Below are 15547 nucleotides of genomic sequence, written 5' to 3'. Positions count from 1 at the left end.
CCAGACCTTCTGAGCAAACGTTCCATGGTGCAACCTATCAGGCCATTTTCCCAACGACCCTGTTAGAAAAACTGCAAACATTGAGCCAGCAAGAAGGTACGACACTCTTTATGACTCTCCTGGCGGCGTTTAAAGTCTTGCTCAGTCGTTATAGCGGTCAGGAAGATATTGCAGTCGGAAGCCCGATTGCCGGACGGAATCATAAGGAAATCGAGGATTTGATTGGCTTCTTTGTTAATACCCTGGTTTTCCGAACGGATCTTTCAGGGGATCCTACTTTCCGCGAGCTCTTAAAGCGGGTGCGAGAAGTGGCTTTGGGTGCTTATGCACATCAGGACGTGCCCTTTGAAAAAGTGGTGGATGAAGTCCAGCCTGAACGTCACCTCAGCCACACACCACTGTTCCAGGTCATGTTTGCCCTTCAAAATACGCCACGTAACTGGAGCGAAGTGGAAGGCCTGGATGTTGAAACGATTCCGCTGGAACAGGAAACGGCGAAGTTTGATCTCACGGTTACCATGGCTGAAGCACCAGAAGGCCTGGTCGCTGCGTTTGAGTACAATACCGATCTGTTTGAAGCAGCAACAATCGAACGGATGGCAAAACAATTCCAGTATTTATTGGAGCAAATCGTCGAACGAGCCGACCAGCTGGTTTCCCGCTTCCAGGTACTGACCGGCGAAGAACGGCAGCTCTTGGTCGAATGGAATCAAACACAGGAGGACTTCCCGCAAGATCGCTTCGTTTTTGAATGGGTCATGGAGCAAGCGAAACAAAATCCGGATGCCCTGGCTGTGGTAAGTCCGCTAGGAACACTCACCTATCTAGAGTTAAACCAACGGGCGAACCAGTTAGCACATGCCTTGCTGAAACGGGGCATTGGTTCGGGAACACTTGTCGGCATCTGTACAGAGCGTTCCCCCGAGTACCTTATCGGTTTACTGGGCATTGTCAAAGCAGGCGGAGCGTATGTTTCGATGGATCCTACGTATCCGGCCGAGAGGCTGGCCTATATGATCAGCGATTCAGAGGTATCTGCCGTTCTGACCCAAGCTCACCTTGCTGACAGGATCGAGTCGGGATCAGCGTCAATTCTCTGCCTGGATCGTGACTGGCATCTCATCGCAGAAGAACCGACGGAAGAACCGGTTATCGAAAAGGACATCGATCAACTGGCTTATATGATTTACACCTCTGGATCCACTGGAAAGCCCAAAGGTGTCATGATCACACATCGCTCATTGCTTAACCTGGTGTTCTGGCATCAGCGGGAGTATCAATTGACACCGCAAGATCGAACGACTTTGGTGGCGGGCACGGCATTTGATGCTTCAGTGTGGGAAGTTTGGCCGACCTTGGCAAGCGGAGCAACCTTATACATCCCGACCGAGGAACAACGCTTGTCTCCAGCGGAACTGAGAGACTGGATGATCGAAAACCAGATCACCATCAGTTTCCTGCCGACACCGCTGTTGGAAAGCATGCTCCTGCTGGATTGGCCGCGGCAGGTATCCTTGCGCAAACTGCTGACAGGCGGTGATCAGCTCAGATCCTATCCGCCGGCTGATTTCCCCGTAGAGGTCGTGAATCATTACGGTCCAACGGAAAATACCGTTGTAACCACGGCTGTAGCGGTGACACCCAAAGAGAATGCACCCACAACGCCACCGATTGGCCGTCCGATTGCCAACACGGAAGTGTATGTGCTCGATTCCCGCTTAGAGCCAGTCCCGATTGGTGTTCCAGGTGAACTGTACGTCGGAGGGATCGGCTTGGCCCGTGGATATTATGGCCGGCCGGAGTTAACAGCGGCCAGCTTTATCCCACATCCATTCAGTGCAGATCCGAATGCACGCCTCTACAAAACCGGCGACCTGGTTCGGTTCTTGCCAGATGGAAATCTCGAGTTTTTGGGCCGGATTGATCAACAGGTAAAAATTCGCGGTTTCCGGATTGAGTTGGGCGAGATTGAAGCCGTGTTAAGCAGTCATCCGGCTGTAAATGAATGTGTGGTCATCGCACGTGCAGATGAATCAGGAAATAAACGATTGGTCGCATATGTGGTTGGGAAAACCGGTGAATCGATTTCAAACCAGGATTTACGGCAGAGATTGAAGCAATCATTGCCTGACTACATGATTCCGGCAGCCTTCGTACAGATGGAAGCATTACCGCTAACGGCGAACGGAAAGATTGACCGTAAGGCGCTGCCGGCTCCAGACGCTTCGGCTTACGTGGATCATACTCCATTTACAGCAGCCGGTAATGAAATCGAGGGAAAACTGGTGGAAATTTGGCAACAGGTCCTGCGGATCGAACAAGTGGGAGTACATGATAATTTCTTCCAATTGGGCGGTGATTCGATCTTAAGCTTGCAGGTGGTTGCCCGGGCCAATCAAGCCGGACTCAAACTCACACCGAAACAGCTGTTTGAGCACCAAACGATTGCCGAACTGGCCAGTGTGGTGGATCAAATCAAACCGATCGAAGCAGAACAGGGCCTGGTGATGGGAGAGGTTCCATTTACACCGATTCAGCATTGGTTCTTTGAACAGGAACTGGATCAGCCTCACCACTGGAATCAGTCCATGTTCCTGTTGGTGAAAAAGCCACTGGATCCAGAAAAACTGGAGCAGGCATTAAAAGTATTGCTGTACCATCACGATGCGCTGCGGCTTCGCTATCAAAAGCGGGGGGATGAGTGGTTCCAGTTCCATGCCGAGATCGATGAAACGATTCCATTGCACTATGTAGATTTGTCGGATCAATCGCCATCCATGCAAAACACGATGATGGAACAAATCGCGCAAGAAGTGCAATCTGGCTTGAATATTTCCGAAGGGCCCACCTGGCAGATCGCATACTTCCACTTGGGTCATGACCAGCCCGGCCGGCTTCTGTTTGTCGCCCATCACCTGATTGTAGATGGAGTTTCCTGGCGAATTTTACTGGAAGACCTGCAAACCGTTTATGAACAGTTGAGCCAAGGAAAAGAAGTGCAACTGCTCCCGAAAACAACCTCCTATAAACAATGGGCGCTCAAACTGCAAGAGTACGCACTGTCCGATGCGTTATTGGCTGAAGCAGACTATTGGCTGTCAGACTCCTTCAAACAGGAGACGCATTTACCAAAAGATCAGGCAGAAGGAGAAAATACAGAAGCCACCCTTGAAAGTGTGGTTCTGTCCCTGACCGAAGAAGAAACCATTCAGTTGATACAGGAAGTGCCAAACAAGTATCACGCACATATCAACGAGATCTTATTGACGGCCTTGTCCCTTGCCCTTTCACGTTGGACGAAAAAACGCTCACATCTCGTTCATCTGGAAGGACATGGTCGTGAAGAGATTGTGGAGGATATCGACCTGTCACGAACGGTCGGCTGGTTTACAAGCATGTATCCGGTCTGTCTTGATCTGGGTGAAGCAGGCACCCAAGGCGAAGCATTAAAAGTGATCAAAGAGCAGTTACGGCAAGTACCGAATCGAGGATTGGGCTATGGATTGTTGCGCTATCTCAGACCAGGGATGGAGAGGGAAAATCTCCAAACCTGTCCATCGGCCGAGATCAGTTTTAACTACCTTGGACAGTTTGATTCTGTAACGACAGAAGCAACCCTGTTTGCCGGAGAAGCGCCTGAATTTGGCGGCCTGCAAATCCATCCGGCCAATCAAAGAGCACACCTTCTCGATATCGTGGCGGTCATTACAGGTGGAAAACTGCACGTCTCCTGGCTGTTCAGCAAAGAGCTGTTCAATCGCAACACCCTCATTCGGGTAGCAGAAGAATTCATGGAAGCCTTGCGATCGTTTATATCGCCGAATGATCAGGGAGACATCTGGAGCTATTCACCAACCGATTTCCCGGATGCCGATTTGACGGATCAAGACTTAACCAAAGTATTATCATTACTCCAGAAGAAGAGGGGCAGATCAACATGATGGAAGAAATTCAGGATATCTATACATTATCGCCCTTGCAACAAGGGCTCCTCTTTCACTCTGTTTATGCTGAAAACTCTGGAATGTACTTTACGCAAATGGCTGTGACCATCAAGGGAAGCTTGAATGTGGATGCTTTTGAACAAGCCTGGCAACAGGTAGTGGATCGTCACACGATTTTGCGCACAGGATTTATCTGGGGCGAAACCGAGCAGCCTGTACAGGTGGTGTATCGTAAATCACCAGTGAAGCTGCATCAGCTGGATTGGCGTCATCTGCCACCAGCTGAAAAGCAGCGAAAGCTGGCAGAGTGGATGGAACAGGATCGGATGCAAGACTTTGACATCACTGTCGCCCCTTTGATGCGGCTTAATTTGATTCAAACCGAAGAGCAAACCTATGAATTTGTCTGGGGCTATCATCATGTGTTACTGGATGGTTGGAGTTTGCCCATTGTTTTAAATGAAGTATTCCAATCCTACGATGCCTTGGTCAAAGGAAAAAAATTAAATCTTCCCACTCCACGTCCTTATCGTGACTATATCGCCTGGTTGCGTAAACAGGATATGAAAAAAGCGGAAGCATATTGGCGTGAATCACTCAAAGGGTTCACGTCACCCACTCCGCTTGTTGTGAATGAACCAACAGGAGAAACAGGGTATCACACCCTGTATCGGACCTTGTCCCCATCGATCACAGAGAAACTTCATCGCTTGGCCAGAGAGCATCAGGTTACGGTCAATACGATCGTTCAGGGAGCCTGGGCCATTCTCTTACATCGTTATAGCGGGGAGCAGGAGGTTTTATATGGAGCTACGGTGTCTGGACGTCCGACTGAATTAATCGGTGTCGAACAAATGGTGGGGCTATTTATCAATACGCTCCCGGTTCGGGTACAAGTGCCAACTGATCTTCCGCTGGTTGCCTGGCTGAAACAGTTACAGGCCCAGCAAGTAGAGTTGCGCCAGTATGAATACAGTTCACTGATCGATATTCATGGTTGGAGTGAAGCACCGCGCGGAACGCCGCTCTTTCACAGTTTGTTTGTGTATGAAAATTATCCGATTGGCGAATCCACCAGCTCAGGGATGGACCTGAATTTGGAGCTTGGCAATATTCGAGCGGTGGAGCAGACCCATTACCCTTTGTCATTGGTCTGTGCACCTGGAAAAGAGATGCTGCTTAAAATGATGTATGATCGCAGCCAATTTACAGAAAAAACCGTGGAGCAAATCCTGACCCATGTCAGTAATTTGCTGGAACAAATGGTTACGGATCTGGAAATGCCTGTCGGAAAACTTTCGTTACTCACACCCGCTGAACAGCAAAAAATCCTGACTGACTGGAACAGAACCGCACTGGACTATCCACGGAGCATGATGGTCCATCAGTTAGTGGAAGCACAAGCGGAGCGCACGCCGCAGCAAACAGCAGTCGTATGGGGAGATGAATCGTTAACCTATCAGGAGCTGAATCAGCGTGCCAATCAAGTCGCTCACTATTTAAAGGGATTCGGGGTGGGCCCGGAAACGCTCGTGGGGATCTGTATGGAACGCTCTTTGGATCTCGTTATCGGGCTTCTGGGGATTTTGAAAGCAGGTGGTGCTTATGTTCCGCTGGATCCAGCCTATCCGAGAGAGCGTATCGCCTATATGCTTGAAGACTCAGGGATTCGTGTTCTTTTGACACAAGCATCCTTGAAAGCGTCTTTACCGCTGGAGCGTGTTCAAGCGATTTGCTTGGATGCGGATCGGGAACTCATTTGCGAGATGAGCACGCAAGATGTAGAACATGAGGGTTCACCTTTTCATCGTTCCCATGTGATCTACACCTCAGGTTCAACCGGGAAACCCAAAGGGGTGATGATTGAGCATCGCAGCGTGGTTGCCTTGCTGGCCTGGGCCAGGCAAGTGTTTACATCTGAAGAGTTACAAGGCGTATTGGCCGCTACATCCATTTGTTTTGACTTGTCTGTTTTTGAAATCTTCCTGCCCTTGAGTGCAGGCGGAACTGTCATTCTTGCTGAAAATGCCTTGCAATTACCGGAATTGCCGGCAAAAGAGCAAGTGACCTTGATCAACACCGTTCCATCTGCAGCTACGGAATTGGTGCGCATCAAAGGGATTCCACGTTCGGTTCGTGTCGTCAATCTAGCCGGAGAACCGCTTTCCAACACCTTGGCCCAACAACTGTATCGATTGGGGCATGTGCAAAAAGTATACAATTTGTATGGTCCTTCGGAGGATACGACCTATTCGACCTATGCCCTGGTTGAAAGGGGAGCGGCCACTTCTCCGCCCATTGGCCGACCGATCGCCAATACAGAAGCTTATGTATTGGATCAGGAGCTTCGTCCCGTGCCTGTTGGTGTCCCGGGAGAATTGTACCTTGGAGGAGAAGGACTGGCTCGTGGATATATGAACCGGCCCGATTTGACGAACGAACGGTTTGTTCCACACCCCTTTCGTGAAGATCCAAAGGCTCGCTTGTATAAAACAGGAGATCTCGTGCGTTGGTTACCGGATGGTAAGTTGGCCTTTTTGGGGCGTTTGGATCATCAGGTAAAAATACGCGGGTTCCGGATTGAACTGGGTGAGATTGAAGAAGTTTTACGTTTACACCCTATGGTGAAAGATGCTGCAGTGATTGCCCGGGAAGATCAACCAGGGGAAAAACGTTTGGTTGCCTATCTGGTATTAACCAATCCTGTAGAAGTAAACAGTGGGGAATGGCGTTCCCATCTCAAGCAACATTTGCCTGACTATATGGTACCAGCTGCCTTTGTGGTCCTGGAAGCATTGCCACTTACTCCCAATGGAAAAGTGGATCACAAGGCGTTACCGGCACCTGAGCAGGGAACACAGGATAACTATGTAGCACCGCGAACGGAAACAGAACAAATCGTTGCAGATATATGGGCAAGTGTCCTGAAAGTGGATCAAGTGGGGCTGACCGGGCATTTCTTTGAGTTAGGGGGACATTCGTTACTTGCTACCCAGGTCATTTCCCGTTTGCGTGAATCGTTGGATATGGAAGAGATTCCCCTTCGGATTCTTTTCGAGAAGCCGACAGTAATGGAATTGGCAGCCTGGTTGGATGGGCAGGCCCATAAAGATGCGGTGGCCAGTATGCCCATTACGCCTGTTTCTCGTGATGAAGGGATGGTTCCGGTTTCCTACGCTCAACAGCGGTTATGGTTTATCGAACAGCTGATTTCCGGCAGTTCAGCGTACAGTTTGCCCTTCGCCCTGAAATTGACGGGACATGTAGAAATCGAAGCGTTGGAACAAAGCTTCCGTACTCTGATCGAGCGGCATCAGTCCTTGCGTACAACCTTTGCGGAAGTGGATGGCGAAATTCTGCAGGTGATTCATGAGCACATGGATTGGTTGTTGCCATTCTTTGATTTGCGGGATGAAAAAGAGCCGGTTCAGCGGGCACAGGAAATGATTGAACAACATGTTGCTCATCCATTTGATCTGAAACAGGGTCCCCTGATACGTGCGAGTCTATTCCGTTTAAGCGAACAAGAATGGGTACTGTTCGTGAATATGCATCACATTGTCTCCGACGGTTGGTCGATGAGCATTTTCCAACAGGAGCTCTTCAGTCTGTACAATTCGTTGGTCAAAGGAGAAACACTTCACCTCCGCGATTTGCCGATTCAATATGCGGATTATGCCGTCTGGCAAAGAAAATGGCTGCAGAACGAAGTAATGGAACAGCAGCTGGCTTACTGGAAAGAAAAGTTAGGTGGAGAGCTCCCGGTCTTGCATTTGCCAACCGATCGACCACGTCCGGCTGAACAAACATTCCATGGAGCAATGCATACCGTCGCTTTGTCGCCTGAACTTACGGAACAATTAAAACAACTGAGCCAACAGGAAGAGGCTACTTTGTTCATGACTTTATTGGCGGCATTCCAGACACTGCTCAGCCGCTACAGCCGGCAGGAGGATGTGATTGTCGGAAGCCCTATTGCGGGACGAAATCGGCAAGAGACCGAAGGATTGATCGGCTTTTTTGTCAATACTCTGGCATTTCGGACCGATTTATCGGGCAATCCCAGCTTCCGTGAGTTACTCGCTCGTGTTCGGCAGACTGCTCTGGAAGCTTTTGCTCATCAGGATGTACCGTTTGAAAAAGTGGTGGATGAACTGCAACCTGAACGCAGTTTAAGCCACTCTGCCTTATTCCAGGTCATGTTCGTGCTACAGAACATGCCGTTTACTGCCCAAAGCCTGGCCGGACTGGAACTGGCCCCATTCGATTTCACGCATGTCACAGCCAAATTTGATATCACCCTGACCATGATGGAAACAGAGGAAGGGTTGATGGCCAACTTTGAATATAATACCGATCTCTTTGATGCGGCTACGATTGCCCGGATGGCTGGGCACTTTAGGCAGTTATTGGAAGGGATTGTACAAAATCCGGATCAGGCGATTGGGTATCTCCCCATGCTCACTTCAACTGAACTGGAACAACTTCAGCGTTGGAACCAAACACAAGTGGAGTATCCATGTCATGCGTCCATTGCGGATGTGTTTGCGGAACAGGCAGAAAAAACACCCGAAGCGATTGCACTGGTTTTTGAAAATGAAACGTTGACTTACCAGGAGTTGAATCAGCGGGCCAATCAATTGGCTCACTTCTTGCGCAAGCAGGGTGTCGGTCTCGAGACACTGGTTGGAGTGGCAATGGAACGCTCACTGGACTTGATTGTCACACTACTTGCGATTGCCAAGGCAGGTGGAGCTTATGTTCCGCTGGACCCCACCTATCCAATGGAGCGGCTCGCTTATATGATGCAGGATGCGAAAGTGAAGTTGGTGCTCACAGAGTCGCGTTTACAGGCTCAGTTGCCGCTTCAGTCAGACGGAGTGATCGTGCTGGATCAATACTGGGAACAAATTGCCCGGGAAAGCAGGGAAAATCCGCTTCCGCTGGCCAAAGGCGAACATTTGGCATACGTCATGTATACCTCTGGATCTACCGGAAAGCCCAAAGGAGTGGAAGTCGTCCACCGAGCAATCTTGCGATTGGTGAAGGGAGCCAATTATGTGGACATTCGTCAGGATGACGTCTTTTTACAACTGGCCCCGGTCGCCTTTGATGCATCCACGTTTGAAATCTGGGGGAGTTTGCTCAATGGTGCCAGGCTGGTCATAATGCCACCACACACACCATCCCTGGAAGAAATCGCTCAAGTCCTCAAAGAGGCTCGTGTCACTACCTTATGGCTGACGGTCGGACTCTTTAATCTGATGGTGGAACATCAACTTTCTGCACTCAAAGGGCTTCGTCAGCTCTTGGTCGGGGGTGATGTGGTATCTGTTCCCCATGTGCAAAAAGTGTTGGCATTGGGTGGTGTCCAGGTCATCAGTTGTTATGGTCCAACGGAAAATACCACCTTTACCAGTTGCTACCCAATCCCGGCCGACTGGCAGGGCGGTACATCGGTTCCTATCGGTCGCCCGATCAGCAATACAGATGTATATATCCTGGATCCACATGGACAGCCGGTTCCGATCGGCGTGCCTGGTGAGCTGTATACGGGTGGAGATGGCTTGGCTCGTGGTTATTTGAACCGTCCGGATCTGACGGCAGAGCGGTTTGTGCCTCATCCATTCAGCGATGATCCCCATGCTCGCTTATATCGGACGGGGGATTTGGTCCGCTACTTACCGGATGGAAATATCGAGTTTTTGGGTCGCCTTGATCATCAAGTCAAAATCAGAGGCTTCCGGATTGAACTTGGCGAAGTGGAAGCAGCGATCCGTCAGCATCCAGCCGTGAAGGAGACCGTGGTGATCGTTGATCAGAGTGAAGCAGGAAAACGCTTGGTCGCTTATGTGGTGGCAGACTGTTTGGTAGCGGAACTGCGCGCTTTTGTAAAGCAGCGATTGCCAGAATATATGGTTCCAGCAGGATTTCTGTTGTTGGATGAAATGCCACTGACAGAAAACGGGAAAATCGATCGGAAGGCTCTACCGAAACCGGATCCTTCTACATTTAGCGGTGAAAAGGAGTATGTGGCTCCTCGTAACAAAGTCGAAGCTTCTTTGGCAGAAATTTGGCGTGAAGTGTTACGGGTAGACCAAGTAGGGATTCACGACAATTTCTTCCATCTGGGCGGCGATTCGATCCTGAGCATTCAGATTGTTTCCAGGGCGAAACAAGCAGGACTCCATCTTACCCCGAAACAGATTTTTGAAAATCAGACCATTGCCGAGCTGGCTCAAGTCGTTGATGAGACAACCGTGATCATGGGAGAGCAGGGGCTGGTTTGCGGTGAGGTTCCGCTATTACCGGTTCAACACTGGTTCTTTGAGCAAGAACGCGTGAATCCCCATCATTTTAACCAGGCGATCATGTTTTCGGTTGATCAACCTCTCCCCATCAAATGGATGAAGGAAACAGTGAAGCATTTGCTCTACCATCATGATGCGTTGCGCTTGCGCTATAAACGCCAAGGCGAGACATGGCACCAATATTTGGCCGAGCCAGAAGAAGGGGTTCCATTTGTTTACCATGATCTCAGGAATTTGAACGCTTCTCTCCAAAAAGAGAGAATCGAACAGATCGCCAATCAAGTGCAAGCCAGCCTGGATTTTATCAACGGCCCTGTGTTTCAGGTGGTTTATTTTGACCTTGGTGAACAGGAACCAGATCGTCTCTTGTTTGTCGCTCATCATTTGGTGGTGGATGGGGTCTCATGGCGTATTCTATTGGAAGATTTCCAAACCGTGTATGAACAATTAAGTCAGTTTCAAACCGTTCGTTTGCCAGCTAAAACCACTTCCTATAAAGAATGGGCGGAACAGCTGAGGCGATACGCCCAAACAGAGGAAGTCAAGGCAGAATTGGCATACTGGCAAGCAGCACCTCAGGAGATATCAGAGATTCCCGTAGACTTCCATGAAGGAGCCAATACCGAAGGGTCGGCTGAATACATCCATGTTGCTCTGACACCAGCAGAAACTCAAGCTCTGCTTAAGCAAGTACCTGCCATCTACCGGACACAGGTACAGGAAGTCCTGTTGACCGCCTTGGTGCGCTCTTTGGCCAGTTGGACCCGACAATCAACAGTTTGGATTGACCTGGAAGGTCATGGACGGGAAGAGATTGTAGAAGGAGTCGACTTGTCACGGACCGTAGGCTGGTTTACCAGTGTGTATCCCGTTTGCTTGACCATCGAGCCACATGGATCCCTTACCGATTCATTAAAACAGGTTAAAGAAATGTTAAGGCAAATACCACGCCGGGGAATCGGCTACGGATTGTTACGCTATTTACACGAAGATAAAGACGTGCAAGCAGTACTAAGTTCATTGCCGCAGCCAGAGATCAGCTTTAATTACTTGGGCCAGTTTGACCAAATGGATACACCGGATGCCTTGCTGAGAGGAGCATCCGAATCGGTCGGATCTGCCATAGATCCTGGGGAGTTGCGCACCTATCTCCTGGAGATCACGGGAATGGTGTCGGGCGGTCAGTTAGTCGTGACATGGAAATATAGTAAAGAGAAGCATCATCGTCAGACGATCGAAGCCATTGCCCAGCAGTTTATTCATGAACTGCAGTCCATTCTTGCTGAGCAGGAGAATGACTCCGGTCAGGGATTTACACCATCCGATTTCCCATTGGCGAACATAACCTCTTTCCAGCTGGATCAGCTGTTCGAAGAGTATCCGGAAATTGAAAACATTTATGTGGCTACCCCTTTGCAACAGGGAATGCTCTTCCATTCACTCTATGCAGCGGAAAAAGGCGATTACATTACGCAAATTGCCTTTACGCTTCAGGGTAAACTGGATATCGACTTATTCCAGCAGGCCTGGCAGAAGGTTGTGGATCGTCATCCGGTTCTGCGTACATCTTTTCAAACAGCCGGATTGTCTGAGCCGCATCAACTGGTTCATCGAAGTGTTCCAGTCGAATTGATTCAACTGGACTGGAGTCGATGGTCACCAGCTGAACAAAATGAACGGCTCCAGGCATTTTTGGAAGCGGATCGCCGTCAAGGTTTTGATTTCAGTGAACCACCACTCATGCGTTGGTATTTGATTCGATTGGCTGAGGATTCGTACCGGTTTATTTGGACCCATCATCATATTCTGCTGGATGGTTGGAGTCTTTCCCTTGTACTTAAAGAAGTCTTTACCTGCTACTTCCAGCGGGATGAACAAGAAATGGACTGGACAGCAAGTCCAGCGTATGAACAATACCTGGCCTGGCTGAAAAAGCAACCGATCGAAGCGGCAGAAAGCTATTGGCGTGAAAAACTGAAGGGTTTCACGGAACCGACCAAGATCGCCTTGTCTGAATCCAAAGAGATCCATGAGCCACAGCGGGAGCAAAGAATCTGTCTGAACACATCCCAAATGAACAAGCTGAAAGAGCTGGCACAGCGAAATCAATTGACACTCAATACAGTGGTTCAAGGCGCTTGGGCGTTGGTGTTAAGCCGATTAAGTGGCGAAACGGACATTGTCTATGGTGTAACGAGCTCGGGACGTCCCGGAGAACTTGCTGAAGTGGATACCATGGTGGGGCTATTCATTAGCACTTTGCCAATCCGGGTTCAATTGCCAGGCGAAAGTTCCTTCCTTGAGTGGTTGAGACAATTGCAGGAGAATCAAATGGAGCTCAAATCTTATGAATATACACCGCTCATTCACATTCAGGGTTGGAGTGAGATGCCGCGAGGAGTGCCGCTCTTTGAAACGTTATTTATCTTTGAAAACTACCCGATCCAAGCAGTCGAAACCGCTGGAGACAGCGAACTGGCCATCACGGATCTTTATGCCCATGAACAAAACAACTTTCCGCTCACGGTAGTTACAGGCCCCGGTGAGGAACTGCTGATCAAGATCATGTATGATCCAGCCCATTATACCGATGAAGCCATTGCCCGTATTCTTCGCTATCTGGAAACGGTGTTGGATCAAATCGTTCTGGCACCTGAACGGAAACTGAGTGACATCTCCATCTTGCCAGAGGAGGAGCAGCGCCAGGTTTTATCAGACTGGAACCAACCGCCTCTCGTTAAGGAAGATCACGCTACCATTCCAGACTTATTCACGGCACAGGCCGAACAAACACCGAGTGCCATTGCTGTCGAGTGGAGAGGGCAACAGTGGACGTATCAGGAGCTTGATCAGCGGGTAAACCAGTTGGCTCACTATTTACAACAGCTCGGCGTCGAACCTGAGAGCTTGGTGGGGATTTGTATGGAACGGTCGTTTGATCTCATTGTAGCGATTCTGGGAGTATTAAAAGCGGGAGGAGCCTATATTCCGCTGGATCCGAACTACCCAGCTGAGCGGATTTCCTATATGCTCCAGCACTCCAAAGCCAAAGTGGTTATCACCCAGTCATCACTTGGTGACCGGATACCTGGTGGAGAAATCCAAACCATTTGTCTGGATGAAAAATGGCCAGAAATTGCCGCACACGATCCAGGCGAAGAGCTCGTGATCGACATCCAACCCGAACATTGTGCTTATGTGATCTATACATCTGGCTCAACAGGGCTACCGAAAGGTGTCGTGATTGAGCATCGCAGTGTCCTTGCCTTGATTCGTTGGGCACATGAAGCATACAGCCTGGAAGAACTGCAAGGGGTACTATTTACCACCTCCATTTGCTTTGATTTATCAGTGTATGAGCTCTTTGTTCCACTGACCATGGGAGGGACGGTCATTCTGGCAGAGAGTGCCCTGGAATTGCCGCAATTGACGACGATTCAGCCGATTACACTGATCAATACCGTTCCTTCCATCATGACGGAAGTGCTCCGGCTCACGACACTTCCGGAAACGGTCCGAACGGTCAATTTGTGTGGCGAACCGTTATCACAAGCATTGGTGGAAAAACTGTATGCGATCGAAACCGTCGAAAAGGTGGTGAACCTCTACGGACCTACCGAAGACACGGTATATTCTTCCGTTGAAATCGTTGAAAAAGGACTGAAAACAGCGCCGCCGATTGGCCGACCCATCCGTGGAACCCAGATGTATGTATTGGATGCGCATTTACAGCCTGTTCCTGTAGGTGTACCCGGTGAGCTGTACATTGCCGGATCCGGTTTGGCCAGAGGGTATCTCCATCAACCTGAATTGACGGGAGAACGTTTTATTGCCAATCCTTTCAGCCGAGAGGCAGGCGCCAAAATGTACAAAACGGGTGACTTGGTACGTTGGAATGAACAAGGGGTACTCGAGTTTATGGGGCGGATCGATCATCAAGTGAAAGTGCGGGGATTCCGGATTGAATTGGGAGAAATTGAAACCGTACTTGCTAAGCACGAAGCGATTCAGGAAGCAGTGGTTGTCGCCAGGGATGACCGGACAGGAAGCAAGCAGTTGGTCGCTTATCTCATTCTCGAATCTGGTTATACCCATGATGCAAATATGTGGCGGAACTACCTGCAGAAAAAACTGCCTGACTATATGATCCCGGCTGTCTTTATTGAAATGGATGCATTCCCGCAAACGCCAAATGGAAAAATCGATCGAAAAGCTTTGCCAGCACCTGAGATGGGCAGCTCGGTAAAAACATATGAGCCACCTCGAACGGAAACAGAGCGGCAATTGGTAAAAATGTGGGAAGAGGTTTTATCGGTTCGGCCGATTGGCATTCATGATTCCTTCTTTGAAGTAGGCGGACACTCTCTGGTAGCACTCCAGCTCGTGTCGATGATTCAAGAGCGATTCCAGGTGGATCTGCCGCTTAGAGCCTTATTGACAGCATCCACGATTGCCGAGCTGGCTAAAGAAATTGAAGCCGATCATCCAGTGACAAACAGGCATCTCATCCCGCTTCATTCTGCCCAGGATGATCAGCCAGTCATCTTCATGATCCATCCGCAGGGTGGTGGAGTGATGCCGCTTTACGAACTGGCGCAACGATTGGGTGAAGTAAACGTTTATGGAATCCAGTCCATCGGATATGATACAGCTGACCTGCCTCTTACTTCCGTCCAAGAAATGGCGGAGCGCTACGTTCATGAAATTCGGCAAGTACAGCCGCATGGTCCTTATCATTTGGCGGGCTGGTCCTTGGGTGGAGTCATTGCTTTTGAAATGACCAGACGTTTGGAAGCGGCAGGAGAACAAGTGGCCTGGCTTGGGCTGATCGACACGACCTGGATTCCACAGGAACAAAAGGCGAAGTTCCTGCAGTTGCTAACAGATCCACTGGTATTGAGAGAACAGGCTCAGCTCCTGGATTTGGATCCATCTGAGATGTTACAACAGGTAGAAGTAGATGAACTAACTCCAGAGCATGTTGCAAACAAAATCCAGCATCTTACTCATTCAACCCAACGAAAAGCATATATCTGGTTACTAAACGGCTTGGCTTATGCAGAGTATGAAATCAGGTACAAAATCAATGCGAATATTCATCTCTTTGTGGCTCAGGAAAAACAATGGCTGTCCGGCAGCTATGAATGGCAACCGTATACAGCCGGTCAAGTTTATCAGGTAACCATTTCGGGTAATCATATAACGATGTTAGAAAGACCGCATGTAGAAACGCTCGCTGCCGAGATCAGAAAAAGCGGTTTTCCCAATCAACGTCAAACCCCGAAATCATGA

Annotated in this window: 2 protein-coding genes (1 of these 2 only partly in view); both read left to right on the top strand. The window is 49.4% G+C overall.

Annotated features, from left to right (window positions below; genetic code table 11):
• On the top strand, positions 1 to 3941 hold the end of the coding sequence (locus tag BMZ78_RS13640; protein WP_093230995.1) for a non-ribosomal peptide synthetase. The gene continues 15337 nt to the left of window position 1, outside the view; only the last 3941 of its 19278 coding nucleotides appear in the window; its start codon lies beyond the left edge, outside the window; the stop codon is at positions 3939 to 3941.
• Positions 3938 to 15547, top strand: a complete 11610-nt coding sequence (locus tag BMZ78_RS13635) for an amino acid adenylation domain-containing protein (RefSeq protein ID WP_093230994.1) — start codon at positions 3938 to 3940, stop codon at positions 15545 to 15547. Before BMZ78_RS13640 ends, BMZ78_RS13635 begins: the two co-directional genes overlap by 4 nt.

Origin of the sequence: Thermoflavimicrobium dichotomicum, assembly GCF_900114055.1 — a bacterium.
In the GTDB taxonomy this organism is placed as follows: domain Bacteria; phylum Bacillota; class Bacilli; order Thermoactinomycetales; family Thermoactinomycetaceae; genus Thermoflavimicrobium; species Thermoflavimicrobium dichotomicum.
Note: the sequence above shows the minus strand (reverse complement) of the source record. Positions and strands in the feature narration are given on the sequence as shown.

Bases quoted from the DNA above. Each gene is read 5' to 3' on its own strand.
- BMZ78_RS13635 (WP_093230994.1), top strand. From the start codon at position 3,938: ATGATGGAAGAAATTCAGGATATCTATACATTATCGCCCTTGCAACAA.